Origin of the sequence: Agarivorans sp. 1_MG-2023 (assembly GCF_030548385.1) — a bacterium.
Taxonomy (GTDB): Bacteria; Pseudomonadota; Gammaproteobacteria; order Enterobacterales; family Celerinatantimonadaceae; genus Agarivorans.
This window is the reverse complement of sequence record NZ_JAUOSJ010000004.1, coordinates 385,167-408,590: the sequence shown is the minus strand read 5'-3', so window position 1 is coordinate 408,590 and position 23,424 is coordinate 385,167. Positions and strand designations below refer to the sequence as shown.

The 23,424-nt window shown below is 44.3% G+C and carries 22 protein-coding genes; 4 read left to right on the top strand and 18 right to left on the bottom strand.

From position 1 onward, the window contains the following. Together Q4592_RS08240 and frdD are read left to right on the top strand one after the other, a co-directional pair. A complete protein-coding gene (locus Q4592_RS08240) occupies positions 1–390 on the top strand; it encodes a fumarate reductase subunit C (protein ID WP_303511843.1) in 390 nt (129 codons plus the stop codon). Between the two features lie 9 nt (positions 391–399). After that, the gene (frdD, locus tag Q4592_RS08235; RefSeq protein WP_137674339.1) at positions 400–753 is read left to right on the top strand and encodes a fumarate reductase subunit FrdD; all 354 of its coding nucleotides are present in this window, start codon (positions 400–402) and stop codon (positions 751–753) included. A gap of 19 nt (positions 754–772) precedes the next feature. On the opposite strand, the gene Q4592_RS08230 is transcribed toward frdD, so the two are convergent. Further along, complete coding sequence (locus Q4592_RS08230) at positions 773–991, bottom strand: hypothetical protein (protein ID WP_137674340.1); 219 nt, start codon at positions 989–991, stop codon at positions 773–775. A gap of 225 nt (positions 992–1,216) precedes the next feature. Continuing rightward, the gene (gene efp / locus Q4592_RS08225; protein WP_137674341.1) at positions 1,217–1,783 is read right to left on the bottom strand and encodes an elongation factor P; all 567 of its coding nucleotides are present in this window, start codon (positions 1,781–1,783) and stop codon (positions 1,217–1,219) included. A 34-nt stretch (positions 1,784–1,817) separates the two neighbouring features. Between efp and epmB the strand changes: the two genes are divergently transcribed. Then, positions 1,818–2,840, top strand: a complete 1,023-nt coding sequence (gene epmB, locus Q4592_RS08220) for an EF-P beta-lysylation protein EpmB (RefSeq protein WP_303511837.1) — start codon at positions 1,818–1,820, stop codon at positions 2,838–2,840. Positions 2,841–2,920: 80 nt separating this feature from the next. Beyond that, the gene (gene priC / locus Q4592_RS08215) at positions 2,921–3,238 is read left to right on the top strand and encodes a primosomal replication protein PriC (RefSeq protein WP_303511835.1); all 318 of its coding nucleotides are present in this window, start codon (positions 2,921–2,923) and stop codon (positions 3,236–3,238) included. On the opposite strand, the gene Q4592_RS08210 is transcribed toward priC, so the two are convergent. The 16 genes from Q4592_RS08210 to rplA form a co-directional block, all read right to left on the bottom strand. Then, the gene (locus tag Q4592_RS08210) at positions 3,225–5,135 is read right to left on the bottom strand and encodes a bifunctional diguanylate cyclase/phosphodiesterase (protein ID WP_303511833.1); all 1,911 of its coding nucleotides are present in this window, start codon (positions 5,133–5,135) and stop codon (positions 3,225–3,227) included. The two genes, priC and Q4592_RS08210, sit on opposite strands and share 14 nt — an antisense overlap. A gap of 12 nt (positions 5,136–5,147) precedes the next feature. Continuing rightward, positions 5,148–5,639, bottom strand: coding sequence for a molybdopterin-binding oxidoreductase (locus Q4592_RS08205; protein WP_303511831.1), 492 nt, complete (start codon positions 5,637–5,639; stop codon positions 5,148–5,150). Positions 5,640–5,850: 211 nt separating this feature from the next. After that, positions 5,851–6,714, bottom strand: coding sequence for a hypothetical protein (locus Q4592_RS08200; RefSeq protein ID WP_303511829.1), 864 nt, complete (start codon positions 6,712–6,714; stop codon positions 5,851–5,853). Positions 6,715–6,964: 250 nt separating this feature from the next. After that, on the bottom strand, positions 6,965–8,149 hold the full coding sequence (gene tuf / locus Q4592_RS08195) for an elongation factor Tu (RefSeq protein ID WP_137674361.1): 1,185 nt from the start codon (positions 8,147–8,149) through the stop codon (positions 6,965–6,967). 66 nt (positions 8,150–8,215) lie between these two features. Beyond that, on the bottom strand, positions 8,216–10,309 hold the full coding sequence (gene fusA / locus Q4592_RS08190) for an elongation factor G (protein WP_303511828.1): 2,094 nt from the start codon (positions 10,307–10,309) through the stop codon (positions 8,216–8,218). Between the two features lie 78 nt (positions 10,310–10,387). Continuing rightward, a complete protein-coding gene (gene rpsG, locus Q4592_RS08185) occupies positions 10,388–10,858 on the bottom strand; it encodes a 30S ribosomal protein S7 (RefSeq protein ID WP_137674348.1) in 471 nt (156 codons plus the stop codon). Positions 10,859–10,952: 94 nt separating this feature from the next. Beyond that, positions 10,953–11,327: a 30S ribosomal protein S12 gene (gene rpsL, locus Q4592_RS08180; RefSeq protein WP_016404065.1), complete on the bottom strand. Its 375-nt coding sequence runs from the start codon at positions 11,325–11,327 to the stop codon at positions 10,953–10,955. 143 nt (positions 11,328–11,470) lie between these two features. Continuing rightward, positions 11,471–11,746: a sulfurtransferase complex subunit TusB gene (gene tusB, locus Q4592_RS08175; protein WP_303511823.1), complete on the bottom strand. Its 276-nt coding sequence runs from the start codon at positions 11,744–11,746 to the stop codon at positions 11,471–11,473. 1 nt (position 11,747) lies between these two features. Continuing rightward, positions 11,748–12,107, bottom strand: a complete 360-nt coding sequence (tusC, locus tag Q4592_RS08170) for a sulfurtransferase complex subunit TusC (protein WP_303511821.1) — start codon at positions 12,105–12,107, stop codon at positions 11,748–11,750. Beyond that, the gene (gene tusD, locus Q4592_RS08165; RefSeq protein WP_303511818.1) at positions 12,104–12,496 is read right to left on the bottom strand and encodes a sulfurtransferase complex subunit TusD; all 393 of its coding nucleotides are present in this window, start codon (positions 12,494–12,496) and stop codon (positions 12,104–12,106) included. The genes tusC and tusD overlap by 4 nt, the downstream gene beginning before the upstream one ends. Before the next feature lie 6 nt (positions 12,497–12,502). Beyond that, positions 12,503–12,886 carry a RidA family protein gene (locus Q4592_RS08160; RefSeq protein ID WP_303511816.1) on the bottom strand — a complete coding sequence of 128 codons (384 nt, stop codon included), beginning with the start codon at positions 12,884–12,886 and terminating at the stop codon, positions 12,503–12,505. A 140-nt stretch (positions 12,887–13,026) separates the two neighbouring features. Continuing rightward, the gene (gene rpoC / locus Q4592_RS08155) at positions 13,027–17,226 is read right to left on the bottom strand and encodes a DNA-directed RNA polymerase subunit beta' (RefSeq protein WP_137674353.1); all 4,200 of its coding nucleotides are present in this window, start codon (positions 17,224–17,226) and stop codon (positions 13,027–13,029) included. Positions 17,227–17,308: 82 nt separating this feature from the next. After that, complete coding sequence (gene rpoB / locus Q4592_RS08150) at positions 17,309–21,343, bottom strand: DNA-directed RNA polymerase subunit beta (RefSeq protein WP_137674354.1); 4,035 nt, start codon at positions 21,341–21,343, stop codon at positions 17,309–17,311. Positions 21,344–21,568: 225 nt separating this feature from the next. Beyond that, positions 21,569–21,934: a 50S ribosomal protein L7/L12 gene (gene rplL / locus Q4592_RS08145; RefSeq protein ID WP_137674355.1), complete on the bottom strand. Its 366-nt coding sequence runs from the start codon at positions 21,932–21,934 to the stop codon at positions 21,569–21,571. 54 nt (positions 21,935–21,988) lie between these two features. Continuing rightward, entirely contained in the window at positions 21,989–22,483 is a 495-nt protein-coding gene (rplJ, locus tag Q4592_RS08140) for a 50S ribosomal protein L10 (RefSeq protein ID WP_137674356.1), read from the bottom strand. Between the two features lie 238 nt (positions 22,484–22,721). Then, on the bottom strand, positions 22,722–23,423 hold the full coding sequence (rplA, locus tag Q4592_RS08135) for a 50S ribosomal protein L1 (protein ID WP_137674357.1): 702 nt from the start codon (positions 23,421–23,423) through the stop codon (positions 22,722–22,724). Between the last annotated feature and the right edge of the window lies 1 nt (position 23,424).

Here is a 23,424-nt window from a genome sequence, read left to right as displayed (position 1 = left end):
ATGACTAAACGTAAACCTTACGAACGCAAAATGGGCGCAACTTGGTGGCTTAAAAACACGTTTCATACCAAGTACATCATTCGCGAAGGCTCCAGCTTAGTCATCGCTATTTACAGCATGGTGCTGCTATTTGGCTTGTTCCGCTTAAGCCAAGGTGCTGACGCATTTAATGGCTGGTTAGGCGCAATGAGCCAACCAGCTTGGCTTGCCTTTCACTTGCTCACCCTGGTATGGACGCTGTATCACAGCATTACTTGGTTTAGCCTCGCGCCTAAAGCCGCCAACTTATGGCTTGGACAAAAGCGAGTGCCAGACAGCTGGATAGTTAACAGTATGTACGGCGCGTTAGCGGGTATAAGTGTTGTTGGCCTAGTATTGGTATTAATTTAGGAGAAACAGATGAAACGTTCTAACGAACCTGTGTTTTGGGGAATGTTTGGCGCTGGCGGCATGGTAGCTGCGCTGTTCACACCTATTGCTATATTAATCACTGGCCTACTAGTGCCTCTAGGGATTATTCCTGCCGAGCAGTTTTCTTATGAAAGAGTCTTAGCCTTCTCACAACACTGGTTAGGCGCGGCAGTAATTTGGGTGATTGTAAGTTTACCGCTGTGGTTGTGCATGCATCGCCTCTACCATACCTTACACGACTTTGGGATCCATGCTGGTAACCTAGTAAAAGCACTATTCTACGGGGTGGCATTTGCTGGCTCGGTAGCTTGCGCTACATTGCTATTACTAGGCTTAATCTAAAAAACAAGCGGGCTAAGGCTTAGCCCGCTTTTAAATCTTTTTGGCAGTTACGTTTTAGCGAACTAATCTCTAGCTCTAACTGTTGTTCTCGTTGTTTTAATAAATCAAGTTCAGCTTCTTTACTGGCCAATAGCTCAAAAACACCGGTTGGGTAATCTCCTGAACCTTTAGCAAAACGAAGTCGGTTCGAATAACGTCTGTCTACATGTTCCACGGGAGCATCTGCAACTACATTCATACTGATAACCTTTTTATCATTAACAATGTGGTAGATTAAGCATTGCAGACAAATCGCGATTACGCAAAGTGAAAATTTGATTTAAATCAAAGCGCTTAAACCATAATATTTATTCAACTGGCAAACATAATTTTGTTCTTTAAACACAGCTGAATTCGCTAGTTTTACTAAATATTAGCAAATAAAAAAGGGAGCCTAGGGCTCCCTTTTTCTAAACTGTAGCGCTTATTTTACACGACCCACATATTCAGCACTGCGAGTATCAACTTTTACTACTTCACCAATTTGAATAAACAAAGGTACACGCACTACCGCACCGGTAGTTAGCGTAGCAGGTTTACCACCCGTACCTGCGGTATCGCCTTTCAGGCCAGGGTCGGTCTCTGTTACTTCTAATTCCACAAAATTAGGAGGCGTCACTAAAATTGGATTCTCGTTCCAAGTGGTAATAACACATACGTCTTGCTCAACTAACCATTTAGCCGTCTCGCCCACTGCTTTTTCATCTGCAGCAATTTGCTCAAAGGTATCGTTGTTCATGAAGTGGTAGAATTCGCCATCGTTATACAGGTAGGCTAATTCGTAATCCATCACATCTGCTGCTTCAACTGACTCACCAGATTTGAAGGTTTTCTCTAATACTTTACCGGTTAACAAACGGCGCAATTTAACGCGGCTAAATGCTTGGCCTTTGCCTGGTTTTACAAATTCATTTTCTAGAATTGCATAAGGCTCGCCGTCGAGCATAATTTTTAGCCCGCCTTTGAATTCACTGGTACTATATGACGCCATTTGGTCCTCTACTTACAAGGTAATATCAATTTCAATGCTGCGAATAATACCGCGAAACGACGCTGCTGTGCAGGGTAATTGGCAAAAAGAGCTGGCAAACGCCATCACAGATCCCAAAGATCTGCTGCAATACTTACAATTAGACCCTGAAAACTATCAGTTAGACATCGCAGCACGTAAATTATTCCCAATGCGAGTACCACTCAGCTTTGTACAACGCATGCAAGTAGGCGACCCTAAAGACCCATTATTACTGCAGGTATTGCCACAGCGAGAAGAGTTTATTCAAGCCGTAGGTTTTACCGAAGACCCGCTTGAAGAACACCAATCTGCCGTACCGGGATTACTGCACAAGTATAAAAGCCGAGTATTATTTATTTTACGCGGGGGCTGTGCGGTAAACTGCAGATATTGTTTTCGTCGCCACTTCCCTTACCAAGACAACAGCCCTAGCAAGGCTGGTTGGCAGCAAGCCATTGACTACATCGCCAACGATAGCAATATTAACGAAGTGATCTTGAGCGGTGGCGATCCTTTAATGGCTAATGACGAGCAATTGGCGTGGCTGGTAGAGCAACTTGAGCAAATTAGCCACTTAACACGATTACGTATTCATAGCCGCTTACCGGTAGTGTTACCTAGCCGGATAACCACCGAGCTTGTTGAACTGCTCGCTAATACGCGTTTACAAAGCATTATGGTGAGCCATATTAACCACCCTAATGAAGTGAACGAACCACTTCGAACAGCCTTTTCCAAGCTGCAGCAAGCGGGCGTAATGCTATTGAATCAAGGAGTGTTACTAAAAGAGATCAATGACGATGTAGATACTTTAACAGCACTAAGCGAAGCACTGTTCTCTGCTAACATTCTGCCCTACTACTTATTTTTGTTGGATAAAGTAGCCGGTGCGAGTCACTACGATATTGACGAACAGCAAGCAGTGTTGATAATGCGAGACCTATACCAACGCTTACCTGGTTTTCTTGTTCCACGCTTAGCACGTGAGCAAGCCGGTAAAAACAGTAAAACACCGATAGACATCGGCTTGAGCTAAACTAAAACCATAAGGCTTGTTGGCTACCCTTTAGGTTAAGCCAGCAAGCAGACATTCAACTAGACACAGTGACCTTTTCAATGGATAAAACCAAGCTCGTTGAGCAAATACAAGAAAACTTAAAAGACATTTACCATAAAGCCATTGATGCGGATAGCGTATTAAAGCAGCAGCAAGAGCAAGGTAAAGCCAAGTTTAGTGCGCTGTTCAAAGACAGCTTGTTTAAAGACCAACATCGCCAGTTTTTACCTTATGTAGAAGAGTTAGCCAGTGACTTGGTATTGTTACAAGAATGCCAAGACGATGAGCACTTTGTCACTCAACTAAAAGTAATGGTGGCTAAACTTGAGCAAATGCATAAGTTATTAGTTGAATTTAAACAACTTACTCGCCAATAGCCGGCTTAATGGTTTCGCGTAAATAGGGGGAAAATTCTTCGGCCTGCGCCCAAGCAGCAATGGCCGCCCCTAGTACAAACACTTCCTTGGTAATGCCTTTAAGCTGGTTTAGATGCTGCTCGTTCTCTACACCATCCACCATCAGCTTCACCCCTAAGCGATTAGCAAACATTACCGTAGCCGTTAGCATAGGCTGTTTATCGGTTGAATTTAGTAACTCTGCCATTAAAGACTTGGCCCCACGCAGGTATTGCACCGGTAAGTGATTTAACAACTCCAGAGGACATTCTGCGCTGCCAAAATTATCCAGCGATAAACTCACACCAATTCTGCGTAACTCTCTAATAGCGTCGACACAATCCAGCAGCATTTGCTGGTCACTATCGATGATATTAATGATTAATCGATGCGGCAGAATACGACTCTCTATCAGTACCTTATTCACTAATACTAATAAATCAGTATGTAAAGTAGATGAGGAAATAGACACAGCTAATTGCAGATGAGGGTCAACCGCGTGGTGCCAGCGTTTAAGCTGTTGGGTGGCAGCTCGTAGAACCCAAGACTCTAACGTGACCACACAGCCGCTGGCATGTGCAATACTCACTAGTTCGTCTTGTTCAATCCAGCCGTAAATGGGATGTTTCCAACGCGCTTGAACTTCTGCTCCTACTACTTTATCACTCGTAAGATCTACAATAGGTTGGTAAAACAAACTCAAATCTTGTTGTTCTAGCGCTGTTCGCAGTTCGCTCAGTAATTGTTGTTCGCGCTCTTTAGCTAACTGCATTTCGCCTTCGAAAAACTGCCAAGAACTGCATCGAAATTGCTGCTTAGCTTGATACATCGCAGTATCAGCCTGCCCCAATATTGTTAACCAGTCCTCGCCGTTGTCTAAGGCCATGCTGATACCAATACTGGTACCAACAAAACACTCACGCCCTTCTAAAGACATTGGTTTTTCTATTACATTGATTAAGCGTTCAGCAAAACCAGAACAATCTTCATTAGAGCGCACGCGTGTTTGTACGATGGCAAATTCGTCACCACCTAAGCGCACTGCAAAGTCACAGTGTCGCATTTGGCCACCCAAACGCTGCGCGACCAAATTGAGAATTCGGTCACCGTACTCATGCCCGTAATTATCATTAATGCTTTTAAAACCATTTAAGTCCAGCACCATAATGGCGTAATCACGGCGGTTATCTTCTAGGCTATCGATAAATTCACGTAAACCAGCGCGATTAGGCAAACCAGTAAGCACATCGTGATTAGCCAAATAACGGTTTATATGATTCTCGCGCACAATCATCACAATCAGAATAGAACCGCTAATTAATAACGCACCAATCGCAAAGGACAAAATCAGTTGCAGTTGCAGTAACCTAAAGTCGGTTTTCTTATCAAATTCACTATTACGCTGAAACTCGCGATTTACCAAAGTGTTGATTGGCGCAGCATACAGATCAAGGCGCTCGACCAAACGCTCGAACTTTTCATGCGATGGTGGTAAAGCTCGCAACAGCGGCTCGATACGCTGCACCTCTTGAAACAACTCCCGCACCAAATGCTTAGCTGATTGAATGCTCTGAAAGCCTGCAGTTTCCTGGCCTTCCAATAAAACCGGGAAGCGGCTCCACAAAATATCGTAGCGCAACATCAGCTCTGATTGGCTGACGCCATTCAAGCGGTAAAGCTGTAAGGCATTAACAAAGCGTCGATGCTCCATTTGCAATTGGACGACCGACCAAGAACTTGTGGATTTAGGCGACTCTAATAGCTGAATAATTTGCCTAAGTTGATACACACAGATCACTGCACTAACAATGAACAGTGAAACAACCAGCGAAATTAAGCCTTTTTTGTATTTTTGAGGAAGCCTAGTAAGCCAATTCATCAACAATTAAACTCACTTAACAATAATGCTGCGTAGCTGCCAAATCATAAAGTCGTTATATGGCATCTGTAACAGCTCTGGGTGTTTATCAATAGGTAACATTAACCATAACGGTCCCTTGTCACGCACCCGCATCACACGGTCGTTATCAGACCAAGCCAAAATAGGCTCAAATTCTGCAATATCGTCAAACTCTATTTCCACTTCATAATTGTTTAATGCAACCAAAGTGAGCTTAGTAGAACGAGCCCCCGCCATTTCAAGCAGATCAGAGACTTTAGGGCCTTTATAGTGATGACGACTTTCGACCCAAGGATGACGAGTAACAATGGTGTGTTGCGGCATAGCTTGCAGCATTTTCAAATCGAAATCTGCCGCCCCTTCGCTATTACTATTTTGAATTAGACCAGCGATAGTAAGAATCGGCTCATCGCTAGGTTTTGGTAAATCAGCAGCCATTAACGAACAGCAAAATAATAGACTTGCGGCTAAAACAGCTCTCATAACTCGTCTTCCTTAACGTTAACAATGCTGCAGGTGTTTGCATAAACGGTAAACAAACACTCGTATAGTCTGAGTATGCGTGAGTTTAGCCCAATAAAAAAGGACAAGCCAAATGCTGTCCTTTATAGTTATAAACTTGATATTTCTTACAAATGGAATCACTAAGCTTGATTTTTAAAATAAGCCTTATTAATCAAAGCAATAGAATAAACTACTTAAGCTCTATAGTAAATTCGAGTTCAGGGAAGAGTAAATTATACTCAGCCACATCCGTGCTAGCTGGAATATAGACTGGTCGCATAATATAATTATTTCCGCCATTTATAGCTATTCCATCAGATGAGTCGTTGTAAAATAACCAACTTTTTTCGTCATCCGGCTGCGCTGGGTAATCAGAGCCCGCGGCAAGAATGGCAAATCGGTTGCCAAGTGGATGAGCGACTGCGTTTATTACAGGGCTTATCTTACCTGTTTCTATATTACTTGCTACCAATTCCAAAGCCCCCCCATCAGATTTTGTCATATAAAAATCAACAGGTCCTTCAAAGCTAGGTGTACTATAAGTGTTCAGTAAACGAATGTTAAACCTATCGTTAGAGGGGCGAGATGGAAGATTTGAAATATGCGCCATACGTAAGCCTCTAGGGGCGATTGCATGACCATACGCATAAATTCTATTTAACCTTCCAGATGTAAGGCCATAAATGGAACCAGCTTGACCAATAGTCCCTAAAGAATTGGAGTCCACAGCTGTAAACGTAACGTCCCTAGAATCAACTTCTTTCCAGAATTCCTCTGTTAATTGTGTAGTTTTACTCTTACTCATATAGCCGACGTCGGCGTCTTCACCAACAATATTAGATAAAGCTGGACCATACGAATAATAAAGTTTTAAGCTTAATGGAGCGTAATACTGATTTGAGAAAACAACTGCTGTTTGCGTACTAGGATCTTCATCTGCTAAAGAGTTGCCACCGCCACCAATCGATACCGAACCTTCGTCACCGCCACACCCAAACAGGCCAAATGACACTAATAGTGCCATTACAAACTTTATCTTGCGTCCCTTTAACATACCACTTCCTTGTCCGTACAAATTAAATCAAACTGAGATTTTAACTAATAATATCATTTAATTACCCACCCTTGATACTTTTGTAAAGAAACTCATTAGCGGTGAGTTAATTATTTTCTCTAATGTTGAAGAGCATCAATTTTTTGCGGTCTATTTACCTCTATAAACGCAACACAGAAATTAAAGTTGAGCAGTTAGAAAACAAAAAAGGCCGCCTAAGCGACCTTTTTCTCTATTGTACTAAGTCTTCTTATTCGAAGATTTTAGCTACAACACCCGCACCTACTGTACGGCCACCTTCACGGATTGCGAAGCGTAAACCTTCGTCCATCGCGATTGGGCAGATTAGCTCTACAACAAACTTCAAGTTGTCGCCAGGCATTACCATTTCAACACCTTCAGGAAGCTCTACAGCACCTGTTACGTCAGTTGTACGGAAGTAAAACTGTGGACGGTAACCTTTGAAGAAAGGAGTATGACGGCCACCTTCGTCTTTGCTTAGTACGTATACTTCAGCTTCAAACTTGGTGTGTGGAGTAATTGAGCCAGGAGCTGCAAGTACTTGACCACGTTGTACGTCATCACGCTTAGTACCACGTAACAAAATACCACAGTTCTCACCAGCACGACCTTCGTCAAGAAGCTTGCGGAACATTTCAACACCAGTACAAGTTGTTTTGGTGGTTTCTTTTACGCCAACAATTTCAATTTCTTCTGAAACTTTAACGATACCACGCTCAACACGACCTGTAACAACCGTACCACGACCTGAAATTGAGAATACATCTTCAATTGGTAGTAGAAATGGCTTGTCGATGTCACGCTCTGGCTCAGGAATGTAAGTATCTAGGGCTTCTGCAAGCTCTACAATCTTAGCTTCCCATGCTTCTTCGCCTTCTAGGGCTTTAAGCGCTGAACCTTGGATTACTGGAATGTCATCACCTGGGAATTCGTATTCAGATAGAAGTTCACGAACTTCCATTTCTACTAATTCTAGTAATTCTTCGTCATCTACCATGTCACATTTGTTCATGAATACGATGATGTAAGGTACACCAACCTGACGTGAAAGCAGGATGTGCTCACGTGTTTGTGGCATTGGGCCATCTGTAGAAGCTACTACTAAGATAGCGCCGTCCATTTGTGCAGCACCAGTGATCATGTTTTTAACGTAATCAGCGTGTCCAGGACAGTCTACGTGTGCGTAGTGACGACTTGGAGTGTCGTACTCTACGTGTGAAGTAGAAATCGTAATACCACGCTCGCGCTCTTCTGGAGCGTTATCGATTGCTGCGAAATCTTTAGCTTCACCACCGTATACTTTTGCAAGTACGTTAGTAATAGCGGCTGTTAGTGTAGTTTTACCGTGGTCTACGTGGCCAATTGTACCAACGTTTACATGCGGTTTATTACGTTCAAATTTTTCTTTAGACACGATATGTACCTTCTTTTCCATTCCAACCTGCCTCACTCGAGACAGATCAATCATAGTTGAATTAGTTTACTTTGCTTCTACGATAGTATCAGCAACGTTTTTCGGCGCTTCATTATACTCTAGGAATTCCATAGAGTAAGAGGCTCGCCCCTGAGTAGCCGAACGTAGATCTGTAGCATAGCCGAACATTGCAGACAGCGGCACTTTAGACTTAATAATCTTTAAGCCCGCAGCCCCATCGTCCATGCCTTCAATTATGCCACGACGACGATTCAAGTCACCCACTACATCGCCCATCCAATCTTCAGGGGTTGTAACTTCTACTTTCATCATCGGCTCGAGCAGTATTGGATCAGCATCCAATGCGCCTTTTCTGAAGCCCATTGCACCGGCAATTTTAAACGCCATTTCGTTAGAGTCAACATCGTGGAATGAACCATCGAATAAAGTGACTTTAACATCAAGTAGCGGGTACCCTGCCAGCACACCCTGATCCATTTGCTCTTTACAGCCTTTGTCTACTGCTGGGATGTATTCCTTAGGAACCGCACCGCCCACAATCTCATTGACAAATTCGTAACCAGCACCTGGCTCTAGAGGTTCCATACGCAACCAAACGTGACCGTATTGACCACGACCACCCGATTGACGAACGAACTTTCCTTCCACTTCAACTTGCTTGCGAATCGCTTCGCGATAAGCAACTTGAGGCTTACCTACATTACAATTCACGCTGAATTCGCGCTTCATGCGATCTACGATGATATCTAAGTGTAACTCACCCATACCTGAGATAAGGGTTTGTCCAGATTCTTCGTTAGTTTCTACGCGAAACGATGGATCCTCAGCGGCCAATTTACCTAAAGCAACACCCATTTTTTCTTGGTCTGCTTTGGTTCGGGGCTCTACAGCAATTTGAATTACTGGCTCAGGAAATTCCATTCGCTCAAGAACAACTTTATTGTTCATATCACATAAAGTGTCACCCGTGGTTACGTCTTTAAGACCAATCGCAGCGGCGATATCACCGGCACGAACTTCTTTGATCTCTTTACGGTCGTTTGAGTGCATTTGCACCATACGACCTAAACGCTCACGTTTTTGTTTAACCGAGTTATACACCGCAGTGCCGGTTTCCACCGTCCCCGAATAAACCCGCATAAAGGTCAACGTTCCCACAAATGGGTCGGTTGCGATTTTAAACGCCAATGCTGCAAATGGCGCATCGTCGTCAGCTGGACAGGCAACTTCGTTGTCTTTTTCGTCCAAACCTTTAATTGCGGCAACGTGATTTGGTGCTGGCAAATATTCTACAACAGCATCAAGCACTGCTTGAACGCCTTTGTTTTTGAATGCCGAACCACAAGTCGCTAACACGATCTCATTGTTTAACGTGCGCGTACGCAAACCAAACTTGATTTCGGTTTCAGTTAACTCGCCTTCTTCTAAGTATTTATCCATCAGCTCGTCATTAGCTTCTGCTGCTGCTTCCACGAGTTCTTCGTGTAGCTCTTCAGCGCGGCCAAGTAGATCTGCAGGGATTTCTTCGTAGTTGAAGGTGGTACCTTGATCAGCTTCGTTCCAGTTAATTGCCTTCATTTTAATCAGGTCAATTACACCAACGAATCCGTCTTCAGCACCAACGTTAAGTTGAATAGGCACGCAATTTGCGCCTAAGCGATCACGGATTTGCTCGATTACTCGCTCAAAATCTGCACCAGCTCTATCCATTTTGTTCACGAATACCATTCGTGGAACTGAATATTTATCAGCTTGGCGCCAGACTGTTTCTGATTGAGGTTCAACACCTGATGAACCACAAAACACAACTACTGCCCCATCTAATACGCGCAACGAACGTTCAACTTCAATAGTGAAGTCTACGTGCCCTGGAGTATCGATGATGTTTACACGGTGTTCATCGAACTGTGCGTTCATACCACGCCAAAAAGTAGTGGTAGCCGCAGAGGTAATGGTAATACCGCGCTCTTGTTCTTGTTCCATCCAGTCCATGGTGGCTGCGCCATCATGCACCTCACCTATTTTGTGAGATAGACCAGTATAAAAAAGAACACGCTCTGTGGTTGTTGTTTTGCCAGCGTCAACATGAGCAACAATACCAATATTACGGTAGCGCTCAATAGGAGTTGTACGAGCCATTCTTATCCTCTTGCTAAGGAAACATCCTTAGTCTCACATAGAAAGCCGCACAGCTGCATTAAGCAGCTGTGCAACCAATTACCAGCGGTAATGTGCAAACGCTTTGTTTGCATCAGCCATACGGTGAACGTCTTCACGTTTCTTAACCGCAGAACCTTTGTTTTCCGCTCCGTCTAGGATTTCACCCGCTAGACGTAAAGCCATAGATTTTTCACCACGTTTACGTGCTGCATCTACCATCCAACGCATACCTAATGTGTTGCGACGTACTGGACGTACTTCAACAGGTACTTGGTAAGTAGAACCACCAACACGGCGAGATTTAACCTCTACCGTTGGGCGCACGTTTTCAAGAGCCATTTCAAAGATCTCTTGGTGAGACTTGCCTGATTTCTCAGCGGCAGCGTCTAATGCACCATATACAATCTTTTCTGAAATAGATTTTTTCCCATCAACCATTACTACGTTGATGAACTTAGCCAGAAGTTCTGATCCGAACTTAGGATCTGGTAAGATTTTGCGTTGACCGATCACTCGACGTCTAGGCATTTGAATATCTCCGGTATGCTTCAGGTTTCCCCAAAACGAATTTTAAAAAAATTTCGCTATAACTAAATGTTTGGCCTTACTTAACGGAGAGCCGTTATGACTTAGGACGTTTAGCGCCGTACTTTGAACGTCCTTGACGACGATCACTTACGCCAGCACAGTCTAATGCGCCGCGTACGGTGTGATAACGCACACCTGGTAAATCTTTAACACGACCACCGCGAATCAAAATTACGCTGTGCTCTTGTAGGTTGTGACCTTCACCACCGATGTAAGATGTTACTTCGAATCCGTTAGTTAAACGAACACGAGCAACTTTACGTAGTGCTGAGTTAGGTTTTTTCGGAGTGGTAGTATATACGCGAGTACATACACCACGGCGTTGAGGACACGCAGCTAGTGCTGGTACGTTGCTTTTAGCAACCTTACTTGCACGTGGCTTGCGAACCAACTGGTTAATCGTTGCCATTTTAAATAGCTCCTGAAATTACTTTTTAACGTGTGAAAAATCTACCCCAATTTTGGGGAGGCGAAATTTTATGCGCTCGCAGGAAAAGTGTCAAGGCTTGCTCAAGCTTACAGGCTAATATTTTTCATGGTTGAGGGCTTCGCTCACCACGTTAAGGCAGGGTGATGTGTAACGCTTAGTTGCACCATGGCTTGGTAATCCACTAACACTTTATCGCATACTTCTATACCGCGGGCACTCACATCGGCACTTAGCACCGATAACCTACTTTGCTGCTCTAGTTGCAGCAAACGCGGGTCACTGCGCAGCCAAGCGTACACCGCGTCTTCAATTAGTACTAGGTGACCGCTGCCATCAAGCTCGCTCAAACAACGCTCAAACACTTCACTTGCGTAAGGATGTCTCACAATATGCAGCATGCTAAAACCTCAATATTGCATGGGCGTTACAGTGCCGTGAATAGAACTCTTTGGAATCTAAAGCTCTCACCGTAATAGCAAGTTGATCTAAGGCTAAGCCTCGCTCCTGCATAGAGGCTTTATCTATAAAGATCTCTTCTACGTCGTATAAATCCAGTAAGCCATATGTAGGCAATACGTCACGTTGCAGAATGGCAGCAGAGTCTTGATTATTAACCAGCTGCCAAACTCCGTCGCCTTCAAAGAAAACCACAACATCTTCAGATACCGCAGAAGATGCTAAAGCCGCATCTAAGGCTTCACGCCCCAGGCTAGAACCGTGAGGAGCGGCACCAAATACAAATACCAAGGACTTACTCATAGTTGCACCACCCTGTCGCTACTTAACATAGCGGTGGCCATTTCAGCCAACCCAGACATAGCAAACTGATGACTCATGTTAAACGACTCGACAGCTTGATTTTCAAGGTCTTCTTTGGCCACTACGCCACGACGATATGCCGCGGCGCTGCAAACCAATAATTCACAACCACTATTGTTTTTAAGCTCAATCCAGCATTGATGTATGTCCATTTCGTCACTTGCAGGCAAGCTAGTACTGAGACTATTAGTTACGCCGTCTAAATAAAAGAATACCGTTTTGAGTTGATGCCCTTCGGCCACTAGCGCATTGGCAAAATTAAGCGCGGTAGCACTGCCTTGCTTGCCATAAAGGGGGCTGGTAACAACTAAGGTATAAGAGAGGCTCATTTTGGATTACTTAATATGAGCAATAGCTTCAACTTCAACCAAAACATCTTTAGGCAAGCGAGCAACCTCTACGCATGAACGAGCAGGCGCACTTTCAGGGAAATAACTGGCATATACATCGTTGAAAGCAGCAAAGTTAGCCATGTCACTAAGAAAACACGTTGTTTTGAACACTGTAGATGCATCAGCTTCCGCTGCGGCTAGCACTGCCATCAGGTTTTCCATCACTTGCTTGGTTTGTTCACTAATACCACCGGCAACTACTTCCATAGTGGCAGGGTCTAGTGGAATTTGGCCAGAAGTAAACACTAACTCATCAATTTTAGTTGCTTGCGAGTATGGGCCAATAGCAGCTGGAGCTGCCTCGGTAGATACAATTTGCTTGCTCATAATATGCTCTTATTTTTAATCACTTTTAAAATCGGAGTCTGTGACTAACAAGCAAACTTGTCAAATTTTTTACGAATGAAGCGGAAACAAAAGGCATAAAAAAAGGCAGCCAATGGCTGCCTTTTTTTCACTAGAGCAAGTTACTCTGCGTCTGGCGCTGCGTTTAGTAAAGCAGCTAAGTTATCAGCAGCCTCATCGGCAGTGATAGGCGCAGGGGCTTCTGCTTTATTACGACGTTCTTCGTGGTAAGCATAGCCAGTACCCGCAGGTATCAAGCGACCAACAATAACATTTTCTTTCAAGCCACGTAGCTCATCCTGTTTACCACCCACTGCGGCTTCAGTAAGCACGCGAGTCGTTTCTTGGAATGAAGCAGCAGAAATAAACGATTCTGTTGATAGAGAAGCTTTAGTGATACCTAACAACTCACGGCGATAAACCGCAGGGCGTTTGCCATCAGCAACTAATTGACGATTTTCAATATTCACTCGCGCTACTTCAGCTTGCTCACCTAGCAAGAAGCTAGAATCGCCGGCATCAAGAATCAAACACTTACGAAGCATTTGACGCACGATAGTTTCAATGTGCTTATCGTTAATTTTCACACCTTGTAAACGGTATACGTCTTGTACTTCGTTTACGATGTAGTTTGCTACAGGGCTAATACCACGTAAGCGCAAGATGTCGTGTGGAGACTCAGGGCCATCGGCGATAACTTCACCTTTTTGAACCTTCTCACCTTCAAACACGTTCAAGTTACGCCACTTAGGAATCATCTCTTCATAAGCGTCTGCATCACTAGGAGTAATCACCAGGCGACGCTTACCTTTAGTTTCTTTACCGTAACTAATGGTACCGCTGACTTCAGCAAGAATCGCAGGCTCTTTAGGCTGACGCGCTTCAAACAAGTCGGCTACGCGAGGTAGACCACCGGTAATATCTTTAGTACCGCTTGATTCTTGTGGGATACGAGCAATCGCATCACCAACACCCACTTCTGCAGAGTCTTCCAAGTTAACAATGGCTTTACTCGGTAAGAAGTATTGAGCAGGAATGTCAGTACCAGCAATCAGTACGTCGTTTCCAGAACCGTCAACCAGTTTCACCATTGGACGCATTTCTTTACCAGCGCCTGGGCGCTCGTTAGGGTCCAGTACGTGAATACTTGAAAGGCCAGTGAGTTCATCGGTTTGACGGCTTACAGTGATGCCTTCAACCATATCAACGAACTTAAGACTACCAGGTACTTCAGTAATAATTGGGTGTGTATGCGGGTCCCAGTTGGCAACAACGTCACCAGACTTAACTGCACCACCATCAATCACTTCTAAAATACTACCGTATTGTAGTTTATGGCTTTCTTTGGTTTGACCCATTTCATCAATGATGGTCAATTCCGTAGAGCGCGATGTAACTACTAGCTTGCCAGCGTTGTTGGTAACAACTTTAGCGTTATGTAGCTTGATTGAACCCGCATTTTTAACTTGAATGCTGTTCTCGGCTGCCGCACGCGATGCCGCACCACCAATGTGGAAGGTACGCATGGTAAGCTGTGTTCCTGGCTCACCAATAGATTGAGCTGCAACAACACCTACCGCTTCACCGCGACCAACCAAGTGGCCTCGAGCTAGGTCACGACCATAACAAAGTGCACAAACACCGAAGTCGTTAGCACAGCTAATTACTGAGCGAACTTTAACGGTATCCACTGAGTTTTCTTCAAGAAGGTCACACAGTTTCTCGTCAAGCAAGGTTTTGTCTTTAAGCAGTACTTCATTGTCTGTACCAGGCTTAATGACATCACCAACCAATACACGACCAAGAACACGCTCACGTAGTGGCTCAACAACATCACCACCCTCGATATGAGGCGTCATCAAGATACCTTCTTCGGTACCACAGTCGGTTTCGGTAACAACTAAATCTTGTGCAACGTCTACTAAACGGCGAGTTAGGTAACCCGAGTTCGCTGTTTTCAATGCAGTATCGGCCAAACCTTTACGCGCACCGTGAGTAGAGATGAAGTACTGAAGTACGTTCAAACCTTCACGGAAGTTAGCCACAATCGGAGTTTCGATAATCGAACCATCCGGTTTAGCCATCAAACCACGCATACCCGCTAACTGACGAATCTGAGCAGCACTACCACGTGCGCCAGAGTCGGCCATCATAAAGATGCTGTTGAAAGAGTCTTGACTCTCTTCTTCGCCGTCTTTATTTAGTACCGTTTCAGTAGACAGATTGTCCATCATCGCTTTCGATACTTTTTCGTTGGCCGAAGCCCAAATATCGATAACTTTGTTGTAACGCTCACCCGCGGTAACCAAACCAGCTAAGAACTGTTCTTGGATTTCGCTTACTTCGTCACTGGCTTCTTCCACGATGTCTTTCTTAGCATCAGGGATAACCATGTCGTTAATACCTACAGAGGCACCAGACAAGGTTGCATAATGGAAACCGGTGTACATTAATTGGTCAGCAAAAATAACTGAGTGCTTAAGTCCAAGTTTACGATAACAAGTATTCAACAATCCTGAGATTTGCTTCTTACCCATTGAACGGTTAACAAGTTCGAAAGGCAGACCTTTAGGTACGATTAACCACAAAATGGCACGACCAATGGTGGTTTGCTTGATTTCAGTCTTTTCGATTTTTGAACCGTCTTCAGCTACCACAACTTCAGTAATACGCACGTTTACACGGGCATGAATACTGGCTTGCTTAGCACGGTATAACTTCTCTGCCTCTTTAGGGCCAGATAAGTACATACCTTCGCCTTCAGCATTTACACGTTCACGAGTCATGTAGTACAGACCCAATACAACGTCTTGCGAAGGTACGATAATTGGCTCACCGTTAGCTGGCGATAGTACGTTGTTGGTAGACATCATCAACGAACGTGCTTCTAACTGTGCTTCTAGGGTTAACGGTACGTGTACCGCCATTTGGTCCCCATCGAAGTCGGCGTTATAAGCCGCACATACTAGCGGGTGTAATTGAATCGCTTTACCTTCAATTAACACTGGCTCAAAGGCTTGAATACCCAAACGGTGCAAGGTTGGTGCACGGTTAAGTAATACCGGGTGTTCACGGATAACTTCTTCAAGAATATCCCAAACCTCACCACCTTCACGCTCAACCATCTTCTTAGCAGCTTTAATCGTAGTCGCAAGACCACGAAGCTCTAGCTTGCCGTAGATGAATGGCTTGAACAGCTCAAGTGCCATTTTCTTAGGTAAACCACACTGGTGTAAACGCAGTGTAGGACCAACGGTAATTACCGAACGACCAGAGTAATCTACACGTTTACCTAGCAAGTTCTGACGGAAACGACCTTGCTTACCTTTGATCATATCAGCCAAAGATTTAAGCGGACGTTTGTTAGAACCTGTAATTGCGCGACCACGACGACCATTGTCTAACAGGGCATCTACTGCTTCTTGCAGCATACGCTTTTCGTTACGTACAATGATGTCTGGAGCAGCTAGGTCTAATAGACGCTTCAAACGGTTGTTACGGTTGATTACACGACGGTATAAGTCGTTCAAATCAGACGTAGCAAAACGGCCGCCGTCTAGTGGAACTAGAGGACGCAAATCTGGTGGAAGAACCGGCAATACGGTCATAATCATCCACTCAGGTTTGTTACCTGAATCGCGGAACGCTTCCATAAGCTTAAGACGTTTAGTGGTCTTTTTACGCTTAGTTTCAGAGTTAGTAGTTTGTAACTCTTCGCGCATTACTTCGATTTCTTGATCAAGGTCTAAATGACGTAGTAAAGCTAGTACAGCTTCAGCACCCATTTTAGCTTCGAACTCATCGCCGTATTCTTCAAGAGAGTCTAAGTACGTTTCTTCGGTCAACATTTGGCCGCGCTCTAAGCTGGTCATGCCAGGCTCAGTCACTACAAATGATTCGAAGTAAAGCACGCGCTCAATATCACGTAGCGTCATATCTAGTAATAAACCGATACGCGATGGTAACGATTTGAGGAACCAGATATGTGCCACAGGAGACGCTAGCTCAATGTGTCCCATACGGTCACGACGAACTTTAGACTGTGTAACTTCTACGCCACACTTCTCACAGATAACACCACGGTGCTTCAAACGTTTGTATTTACCACACAAACATTCGTAATCTTTTACTGGGCCGAAAATACGGGCACAGAATAAACCGTCACGCTCTGGCTTGAAGGTACGATAGTTAATCGTTTCAGGTTTTTTAACTTCACCAAAAGACCAACTACGGATCTGATCAGGTGAAGCTAGGCCAATTTTAATGCCTTCAAACTCTTCGGTCTTGCTTTGTTGCTTAAGAAACTTAAGTAAATCTTTCACGTTTCTCTCCAAGTTGGAGTTAAACCTGGGGCGTTTCTAATGAAACGCCCGCCTTGCTTTTAAATCAGGTGAAGTCCTGTGCTTACAGCTCGTCCAACTCAATGTTGATACCAAGAGAACGGATCTCTTTAAGCAACACGTTGAACGACTCAGGCATGCCTGGTTCCATCTGATGATTACCATCAACGATATTCTTGTACATCTTAGTACGACCGTTAACGTCATCCGATTTAACCGTTAGCATTTCCTGCAAGGTGTAAGCAGCACCGTATGCTTCAAGTGCCCATACTTCCATCTCACCGAAGCGCTGACCACCGAACTGTGCTTTACCACCAAGAGGCTGCTGAGTAACCAAGCTGTAAGAACCAGTAGAACGAGCGTGCATCTTGTCATCAACCAAGTGGTTAAGTTTCAACATGTACATGTAACCAACAGTTACAGGGCGCTCAAATTCTTGACCGGTACGGCCATCACACAACACAATTTGACCTGAATCAGGCAAATCGGCTAAGCGTAATAGCTCTTTGATTTCAGCTTCTTTAGCACCATCAAATGCTGGTGTTGCCATAGGCACACCGCCACGTAAGTTCTTCGCCAGTGTCATTACTTCTTCATCAGTGAAGCTTGCAACGTCAACTTTAAGCGCGTCATCACCTACGTTGTACACTTTCTGGATGAAATCACGCAGTTTATCCATTTCGATTTCACGCTGAACTTTCAGCATTTCGTCGATTTTCTCACCAACACCTTTAGCCGCTAAGCCTAAGTGGGTTTCTAGGATCTGACCGATATTCATCCGCGATGGTACACCTAGTGGGTTCAAGCAGATGTCTACTGGGCGACCAGTTTCGTCATACGGCATATCTTCACGTGGAACAATGGTAGAAATTACACCTTTGTTACCGTGACGACCCGCCATCTTGTCACCAGGTTGAATGCGACGTTTAACCGCTAGGTAAACTTTAACAATTTTCAGTACGCCAGGCGCTAAGTCATCACCTTGAGTGATCTTACGACGCTTGATGTCGAACTGTTTGTCGAATTCAGCTTTGATTTCGTCATATTGCGCAGCAATTTGCTCTAGCTGCGTTTGAGCGTCTTCATCGCTTAATGCTGCTTCTAACCAATCTGCTGGTTGCTGGCGGTCTAAATCAGCTTCTGATTTACCGGCTGCAATCAATACAGACTTAGCACGAGCAAAGATACCTTCTTCAAGAATCTTGAATTCTTCGGTTAAATCTTTCTTCGCTTCTTTAAGCTGCATAGACTCAATTTCTTGAGCACGCTTGTCTTTTTCTACGCCATCGCGAGTAAAGACTTGAACGTCAATTACGGTACCAAATACGGAGTTCGGTACACGTAGTGATGTATCTTTAACATCAGACGCTTTCTCACCAAAGATAGCTCGCAAGAGTTTCTCTTCAGGGGTTAATTGTGTTTCACCTTTAGGTGTAACCTTACCAACCAGAATGTCGCCAGGTTTAACTTCTGCACCAACATAAACAATACCTGACTCATCAAGCTTGCTTAGCGCTGATTCACCTACGTTAGGGATATCTGCAGAAATCTCTTCTGTACCTAACTTGGTGTCGCGAGCGATACAACTTAGTTCCTGAATATGAATAGTAGTAAAGCGATCTTCTTTTACTACATTCTCAGAGATACCAATTGAATCCTCAAAGTTGTAACCATTCCAAGGCATAAACGCTACGCGCATGTTTTGGCCAAGCGCCAACTCACCTAAGTCAGTTGAAGGACCATCTGCCAGTACGTCGCCTTTAGAAACCGGCTCACCAGCTTTAACCACTGGACGTTGGTTAATACAGGTATTTTGGTTTGAACGGGTGTACTTAGTTAAGGTGTAAATGTCGATACCCGCTTCACCAGGAAGCATTTCGTCTTCATTTACCTTAACTACGATGCGACTAGCATCAGCGTAGTCAACCGTACCGCCACGTTTAGACACAACAGTTACACCAGAGTCAACTGCAACCGCGCGCTCAATACCAGTACCTACTAATGGCTTATCAGCACGTAGGGTTGGTACAGCTTGACGTTGCATGTTTGAACCCATCAATGCACGGTTTGCATCATCGTGTTCTAAGAATGGAATCAACGATGCAGCAACAGAAATAATCTGCTGAGGACTTACGTCCATGTACTGAATTTGGTCAGTAGGCATGTACGTTGATTCACCCTTGTGGCGACAAGGTACTAAATCTGTTTCTACCATTTTGCCATTTACGTCGGCTTCAGCATTCGCCTGAGCGATTACATAAGTGCCTTCGTCAATTGCCGACAAGTAATCTACTTCGTCAGTAATTTGACCATCGATAACTTTACGGTAAGGGGTTTCTAGGAAACCAAACTCGTTGGTGCGCGAATAAACCGCTAACGAGTTAATCAAACCAATGTTTGGACCTTCCGGTGTTTCAATCGGACATAAACGACCGTAGTGCGTAGGGTGTACGTCACGTACTTCAAAGCCAGCACGTTCACGAGTCAAACCACCGGGACCTAATGCAGAAACACGACGTTTGTGTGTTACTTCAGAAAGCGGGTTGTTTTGGTCCATGAACTGAGACAATTGGCTTGAACCAAAGAACTCTTTAACCGCAGCCGAGATAGGCTTAGCGTTAATCAAGTCTTGTGGCATTAGCGCGTCTAGGTCACCAAGGCTTAGGCGTTCTTTAACTGCACGTTCTACACGCACTAGACCAACACGGAATTGGTTTTCAGCCATTTCGCCAACACTACGAATTCGACGGTTACCAAGGTGGTCGATATCATCAACTTCACCACGGCCATTGCGAATTTCTATCAGTGTTTGCATTACCTTAACGATGTCGTCTTTATCAAGCACGCCAGCTACTGAACCGTCTTCACGGCCAACACGGCTATTGAACTTCATACGACCAACCGTAGACAAGTCATAACGGTCGCCATTGAAGAACAAGTTCTCAAACAAGGCTTCTGCAGCGTCTTTTGTTGGTGGCTCACCAGGACGCATCATGCGGTAAATTTCTACTAGCGCTTCAAGGCGGTTAGTTGAAGAATCTACGCGTAAGGTATCTGAGATAAATGAACCATGGTCTAAATCATTTGTGTAAATGGTTTTTAGAACCTTGTGGCCTGCTTCAGATAACGCAGCAATTAACTCTAGGTTTAATTCACTGTTCGCTTCTGCAACTACTTCACCAGTAGTTTCATCAATATATTCTTCAGCCAATACTTTATCGGCTAGGTACTCAACCGGCACTTCGATTTGCTCGACGCCTGATTTTTCCAATTGACGAATGTGGCGTGCAGTTACACGACGACCTGTTTCAATTAATACTTCGCCGTTTAACATCACGTCGAAAGAAACAGTATCACCACGCAAACGCGCAGGAACCAACTCCATCATTACCTTGCCGTCTTTTAGTTCAAAAGCGGTGGTATCGAAGAAGGTTTCTAGAATTTCTTGCGTAGTCATTTCTAACGCGCGCAAGATAATAGATGCTGGAAGTTTACGACGACGGTCGATACGAACAAACAAGTTGTCCTTGGGATCGAATTCGAAGTCTAACCATGAACCACGGTAAGGAATAACTCGAGCATTATATAACACCTTGCCTGAAGAATGCGTTTTACCACGATCGTGATCGTAGAACACACCAGGGCTACGGTGTAATTGGGATACGATAACACGCTCAGTACCATTAATTACAAAAGTACCGTTACCTGTCATCAATGGGATTTCACCCATGTAAACTTCTTGCTCTTTGATGTCTTTAACCGTGCCAGCCGGAGCTTCACGATCAAATAACACTAAGCGCAGTTTAACGCGCAAGGGAGCAGAGTAGGTGACTCCACGAATTTGACATTCTTTAACGTCAAAAACCGGCTCGCCAAGACGGTAGCTAACATATTGTAGCTCTGAATATCCTGAATAACTGGCAATCGGGAATACACTGCGGAATGCAGCTTCCAGCCCATACTCGCCTTCAGGATCGATCTCTATGAATTTCTCAAAAGAGTCAAGCTGTATTGAAAGCAGGTAAGGCGTGTCCACTACTTGAGGACGTTTTCCAAAGTCCTTACGAATGCGTTTTTTCTCTGTATAAGAGTAAACCATATGGTTCCTCAGCTCGCTGATAAGTGACCCACTCTGTCCTCAATATCTGGGACAGTTCTTACATACCGTTTGTCGGGTTTCGCTGAAAATACATCCCAACGTTTTTTGCTAGACGCACCATCTAAAACGGTGATAAAAAAGACGGCGTCTTACAGCGCAAAAAGGCCGGTGGTCAATTAACCACCAGCCATAGCCTATAAAGGCTGTAATCTACTTATAGGTAGATTACTTAAGCTCAACAGAAGCACCAGCTTCTTCAAGAGCAGCTTTAAGCGTCTCAGCTTCTTCTTTAGACACTGCTTCTTTAACAGTAGCAGGAGCTGAATCAACTAAACCTTTAGCTTCTTTCAGGCCAAGACCTGTAGCGCCACGAACTGCTTTAATAGAAGCAACTTTGTTAGGGCCAGCAGCAGTTAAGATTACGTCGAATTCTGTTTGCTCTTCAGCAGCAGCACCAGCGTCACCAGCAACAGCAACAGCTGCAGCAGCAGAAACACCGAACTTCTCTTCCATAGCTTCGATTAGTTCAACAACGTCCATTACTGACATTTCAGCAACAGCTTCGATAATTTGGTCTTTAGTGATAGACATGACTCAAATTCCTAAATTCAATTAAATTTATAAAATAATGTAGCAACAAGCAAGTTATGCTGCTTCTGACTCTTTTTGGTCGCGTAATGCGGCCAGAGTGCGTACCAGCTTGCCTGCAGAAGCTTCTTTCATAGTTGCCATTAACTTGGCAATTGCTTCGTCGTAAGTTGGTAGTTTTGCAAGAACGTTAACGTCTGCTAATGCACCTTCAAATGCTGCTGCACGTACTTCAAAGTTGTCTTGCTCTTTAGCGAAATCTGTTAACAGACGCGCTGCAGCACCTGGGTGCTCGTTAGAGAAGGCAATCAAAGTAGGACCAGAGAATGAATCAGTAAGACATTCTAGGTCTGTGCCAGCTACTGCACGGCGAGCAAGGGTATTACGTACCACTTGCATAGATACGCCAGCTTCACGTGCTTTAGCACGAAGTGAAGTCATCGCATCTACAGTTACGCCACGTGAATCAGCAACTACTGCAGAAAGTGCACCTTTGGCAGCTTCGTTGACGCCAGCAACAATTTGCTTTTTGTCTTCGAGTCTTAAGGCCATTGGCTTTACTCCTGGATCCAATACCAGATAAATCTGGTGTTTACTTCCCTCTAAATCATTAAGCTTTAGAGGCCGTTACGGTTTGGTTTTCCAGAATAAAAATTTATTCTTGGGTTTCCTCACCATCTACGTAGGGAATTAAGCGATTAAGCACCTACGGTCTTGGATGAGGGCCGAAGCCCTTACCCATAATTACAAAGCGCGAAATTTTAGTATAAATTTCACGCGTTGTAAATAATTACGCTTGAGTATCTAAAGTATTTACATCAATAGACAAGCCTGCACCCATAGTGGTAGACAAGCTAACTTTCTTGATGAATTGACCTTTAGATTGAGCAGGTTTAGCTTTCTTAAGAGCTACAACCAACGACTCTAAGTTTTCTTTAAGCTTGTCAGCGTCAAAATCAGCTTTACCAATAGTAGTATGGATAATGCCGTTTTTGTCGTTGCGGTAGCGAATCTGACCCGCTTTAGCTAGTTTAACTGCATCAGCTACATTAGGTGTAACTGTACCCACTTTAGGGTTAGGCATTAAACCACGTGGACCTAGGATTTGACCCAGTTGACCTACAACGCGCATTGCATCTGGAGAAGCAATTACTACGTCAAAGTCCATCTCACCAGCTTTAACTTGAGCGGCTAAGTCGTCCATACCAACAATGTCAGCACCGGCTTCTGTAGCGGCTTCAGCGTTTGCACCTTGAGTAAATACTGCAACGCGAACGTTACGACCAGTACCGTGAGGTAGCACAGTTGCGCCACGTACGTTTTGGTCTGATTTACGAGGATCTACGCCTAGGTTAACGGCAGCGTCAACGCTCTCTAGGAATTTAGCAGATGCTAATTCTTTAAGTAGAGTTACAGCTTCGTTAATTGAGTATTCTTTTGTTGAATCAACTTTTTCGTTGATCGCACGCATGCGCTTCGAAAGTTTTGCCATC

Coding starts and splice junctions, on each gene's coding strand:
- epmB (WP_303511837.1), top strand. CDS start 1,818: ATGCTGCGAATAATACCGCGAAACGACGCTGCTGTGCAGGGTAATTGG.
- Q4592_RS08230 (WP_137674340.1), bottom strand. CDS start 991: ATGAATGTAGTTGCAGATGCTCCCGTGGAACATGTAGACAGACGTTAT.
- rplL (WP_137674355.1), bottom strand. CDS start 21,934: ATGTCTATCACTAAAGACCAAATTATCGAAGCTGTTGCTGAAATGTCA.
- Q4592_RS08200 (WP_303511829.1), bottom strand. CDS start 6,714: ATGTTAAAGGGACGCAAGATAAAGTTTGTAATGGCACTATTAGTGTCA.
- tusC (WP_303511821.1), bottom strand. CDS start 12,107: ATGAGTAAGTCCTTGGTATTTGTATTTGGTGCCGCTCCTCACGGTTCT.
- rpsG (WP_137674348.1), bottom strand. CDS start 10,858: ATGCCTAGACGTCGAGTGATCGGTCAACGCAAAATCTTACCAGATCCT.
- Q4592_RS08160 (WP_303511816.1), bottom strand. CDS start 12,886: ATGAGCAAGCAAATTGTATCTACCGAGGCAGCTCCAGCTGCTATTGGC.
- Q4592_RS08240 (WP_303511843.1), top strand. CDS start 1: ATGACTAAACGTAAACCTTACGAACGCAAAATGGGCGCAACTTGGTGG.
- efp (WP_137674341.1), bottom strand. CDS start 1,783: ATGGCGTCATATAGTACCAGTGAATTCAAAGGCGGGCTAAAAATTATG.
- tusD (WP_303511818.1), bottom strand. CDS start 12,496: ATGAGCCTCTCTTATACCTTAGTTGTTACCAGCCCCCTTTATGGCAAG.
- priC (WP_303511835.1), top strand. CDS start 2,921: ATGGATAAAACCAAGCTCGTTGAGCAAATACAAGAAAACTTAAAAGAC.
- Q4592_RS08210 (WP_303511833.1), bottom strand. CDS start 5,135: ATGAATTGGCTTACTAGGCTTCCTCAAAAATACAAAAAAGGCTTAATT.
- frdD (WP_137674339.1), top strand. CDS start 400: ATGAAACGTTCTAACGAACCTGTGTTTTGGGGAATGTTTGGCGCTGGC.
- tusB (WP_303511823.1), bottom strand. CDS start 11,746: ATGCTGCATATTGTGAGACATCCTTACGCAAGTGAAGTGTTTGAGCGT.
- Q4592_RS08205 (WP_303511831.1), bottom strand. CDS start 5,639: ATGAGAGCTGTTTTAGCCGCAAGTCTATTATTTTGCTGTTCGTTAATG.
- rplA (WP_137674357.1), bottom strand. CDS start 23,423: ATGGCAAAACTTTCGAAGCGCATGCGTGCGATCAACGAAAAAGTTGAT.
- rpoB (WP_137674354.1), bottom strand. CDS start 21,343: ATGGTTTACTCTTATACAGAGAAAAAACGCATTCGTAAGGACTTTGGA.
- rplJ (WP_137674356.1), bottom strand. CDS start 22,483: ATGGCCTTAAGACTCGAAGACAAAAAGCAAATTGTTGCTGGCGTCAAC.
- fusA (WP_303511828.1), bottom strand. CDS start 10,309: ATGGCTCGTACAACTCCTATTGAGCGCTACCGTAATATTGGTATTGTT.
- rpsL (WP_016404065.1), bottom strand. CDS start 11,327: ATGGCAACGATTAACCAGTTGGTTCGCAAGCCACGTGCAAGTAAGGTT.